The following is a 2,966-nucleotide window of genomic DNA, read 5'->3' as shown; positions in this document are numbered from 1 at the left end:
CACGAGTTCCGCGCCTACCAGCGTACCCAGCCGATCCTCAACCTCGCGGCCTTCGTGCCGCTGCCGCGCTGGCTGCCGCGTTTCCACCGGCCCGGCACGCGGGCCGCCGCGCGGCGCATCCGGGCGCTGATCACCGAGCTGACCGAACGCCGCATGGCCGAGATCCGCGCCGGCACCGCGCCGGACGATCTTGCCACCAAGATCATGACCACCCGCGACCCCGAAACCGGCGAGACCTTCTCGACCGAGGAGATAGTCGACCAGGTGGCGATCTTCTTCCTCGCCGGGCACGAGACCAGCGCCTCGGCGCTGGCCTGGGCATTCTACCTCGCGGCGACGCATCCCGACTGGCAGGCGCGGCTGGCGGAAGAGGCGCAGGTGCTGGGCGAGGTCCCCGCGTTTTCCGACATGGCGCGGCTCAGGATCTCGCGCGATGTCTTCCGCGAGACGCTGCGGCTTTACCCGCCGGTGCCGATGATGGTGCGCGAGACCAGCCGCCCCGAGCGCTTCCGCGACCGCGCGCTGAAGCCGGGCTCGCAGGTGGTGCTGAGCCCGTGGCACCAGCACCGCCACGAGCGGTTGTGGGAGAACCCGCACGGCTTCGACCCGGCGCGCTGGGGCACCGGGAACGGACGCCAGTGCCCGCGCGAGGCCTACATGCCGTTCTCGGCCGGGCCGCGGGTCTGCACCGGCGCGGGCTTCGCGATGGTCGAGGGGGTGCTGATGCTCTCGCTGATCCTGCGCGACCTCAGGCTGTCGCCGGTCGAGGGCAGGGTGCCCGAGCCCGTCGCCTTTCTCACGGTGCGCGCCCGGGACGGCATACATCTGCGCGTCGATAAGCGGTAACGCGTGACGTTAGCGTTAAACCCGGCGGCACCACCTACCCATTCCCGAAACCTTGGTCTATGCCTTTCGCAACAGGCATTTCCAGCATGGGAGAGAGGTTCCTCATGACCGTTTTCGAAGACCAGAAGAAGAAGATGGCGACCGGCAATGGCTTCATTGCAGCGCTTGATCAGTCTGGCGGATCTACCCCCAAGGCGCTGAAGCAATACGGCGTCGAAGAAGACGAATACAACGGCGAAGCCGAGATGTACGGCGAGATCCACAAGATGCGCTCGCGCATCATCACCTCGCCTGCGTTCACCGATTCCAAGGTGCTTGGCGCGATCCTGTTCGAACGCACCATGCGCAGCGAGATCGACGGTCTCCCCACCGCCCAGTACCTCTGGGAAAAGCGCGGCGTCGTGCCCTTCCTGAAGATCGACAAGGGTCTCGAGGACAAGGCCAACGACGTGCAGCTGATGAAGCCGATGCCCGGCCTCGAGGAGCTGCTGAAGGAAGCCAAGGAAACCTTCGGCATCTTCGGCACCAAGGAGCGTTCGGTGATCCATGCCGCCAACGCCGAGGGCATCAAGGCCGTCGTCGACCAGCAGTTCGAGGTCGGCAAGACCGTCGTCGCCGCGGGTCTGGTGCCGATCATCGAGCCCGAGGTCGACATCAACTCGCCGACCAAGGAAGCTGCCGAGTCGCTCCTCAAGGACGCGATCAAGGCCCAGCTCGACGCGCTGCCCGAAGGCATCGACGTCATGCTGAAGCTCACCATTCCGACCGTCGACGGTCTCTACGACGATCTCGCCGACCATCCGCGCGTGGTGCGTGTCGTGGCGCTTTCCGGTGGCTACACCACCGACGACGCCTGCGAAAAGCTCGCCCGTCAGCCGAAGATGATCGCCTCCTTCAGCCGCGCGCTGGCCGAGGGCTTGTCGAAGAAGCAGTCGGACGACGACTTCAACGCGCTGCTCGGCAGCAACATTGGCAAGATCTACGAAGCCTCGCTCTGAGGGTTCACGACTTCCAGGCGCCGGGCTGAGCCCGGGGCCGGATCGGGGCGCGTCGCGGTTGCGGCGCGCCCTTTGTCTTGCGCGTGAGGGTGTGCCGGGTTTTGCGGCAGTTGCGGGGTTTCGGGGCGGGGATTTCCGCCGACCCCTCTGGCAAACGCTCAGGTTGCGCGGGGTGTCGCCCATGCACTTCGACGATTTCGGCGCCCCGCCGCGCGCCTCTCGGGCGGGCGTGGACGGGCGCCCCGAGGCTTGGCCTAATGGGGCAGGGCTTGCCCGGATGGCCCATCTTGCCGGAGACCACCTGCATGACAAGAAAGACCCTGACCCTGATCCTGTTCGCAACGTTCGCCGGCGCCGCCGCCGCGCAGGACAGTGTGGACATCAACGGTGACGGCGTGCTTACGCTGTTCGAGATCCAGGCGGTCTGGCCCGAGGTCTCGACCGACGGGTTCATGTTCCTCGACCGCGACGGCGACGGGCTGCTCGACCCCGAGGAGTTTGAGGCGGCGCGGCAGGGCGGGCATCTAGCGGCAGCGAACTGAGGCCCGGGGGCGCGCTCAGGAGCGGGCGATGTAGCGGTCGCGCCGGTGGTTGACGGTGATGATGAGGTTCAGCACCACGGCGCCGAGCAGCGACCACAGCACCCGCTGCCAGTCGAACAGGAAGAACGCCAGCGCGAAGACGCAGAGGTCGAAACCAAGCTGCACGTGACCGGCCTTGATGCCCTTGGTGTCCTGCGCCCAGAGCGCCACAACGCCGACCCCGCCCAGTGTCGCGCCGTGCCGGAACAGCATCAGCAGCCCGACCCCCGCGAGGATCCCCGACAGCGTCGCCCCGAGCGCCGGGTGCAGGTGGTTTATGGTCAGCACCAGCGGCAGGCTCTCGGCGATGGTCGACATCAGCGCCACCGCAAGGAAGCTCTTGATGGTGAAGCGCCACCCGAGCTGCCGGATCGCCAGCAGGTAGAAGGGCAGGTTGAGCACGAAGAAGATCGCGCCGAAGGGCAGGCCGGTGGGGTAGGACAGCACCAGCGACAGGCCTGCGATCTGGCCGGTGAAGAGCTCGGAGGCCCGCAGGAACTGGATCGACAGCGCGACGAGGGTGGTGCCCACCAGAATGGCG

General features: G+C 67.1%; 4 protein-coding genes. 3 read left to right on the top strand and 1 reads right to left on the bottom strand.

The window, feature by feature from the left end; translation table 11 throughout:
- The 3 genes from HC022_RS22915 to HC022_RS22905 all read left to right on the top strand — a co-directional run.
- On the top strand, positions 1-846 hold an 846-nt coding region (locus HC022_RS22915), incomplete at its 5' end, for a cytochrome P450 (protein ID WP_167453944.1).
- Positions 847-950: 104 nt separating this feature from the next.
- A complete protein-coding gene (locus HC022_RS22910) occupies positions 951-1,844 on the top strand; it encodes a fructose bisphosphate aldolase (RefSeq protein ID WP_008885109.1) in 894 nt (297 codons plus the stop codon).
- A gap of 305 nt (positions 1,845-2,149) precedes the next feature.
- Positions 2,150-2,386 carry a hypothetical protein gene (locus HC022_RS22905; RefSeq protein ID WP_167453943.1) on the top strand — a complete coding sequence of 79 codons (237 nt, stop codon included), beginning with the start codon at positions 2,150-2,152 and terminating at the stop codon, positions 2,384-2,386.
- Positions 2,387-2,401: 15 nt separating this feature from the next.
- Here HC022_RS22905 and HC022_RS22900 read toward each other — a convergent pair.
- Positions 2,402-2,966: YitT family protein (locus tag HC022_RS22900; protein WP_167453942.1), on the bottom strand; the 565-nt coding region annotated here is incomplete at its 5' end.

The sequence above is a fragment of the Salipiger sp. HF18 genome, assembly GCF_011806505.1.
Lineage (GTDB): Bacteria > Pseudomonadota > Alphaproteobacteria > Rhodobacterales > Rhodobacteraceae > Salipiger > Salipiger thiooxidans.
This window is presented reverse-complemented; position numbering and strand designations above follow the sequence as displayed.

Coding starts and splice junctions, on each gene's coding strand:
- HC022_RS22910 (WP_008885109.1), top strand. CDS start 951: ATGACCGTTTTCGAAGACCAGAAGAAGAAGATGGCGACCGGCAATGGC.
- HC022_RS22905 (WP_167453943.1), top strand. CDS start 2,150: ATGACAAGAAAGACCCTGACCCTGATCCTGTTCGCAACGTTCGCCGGC.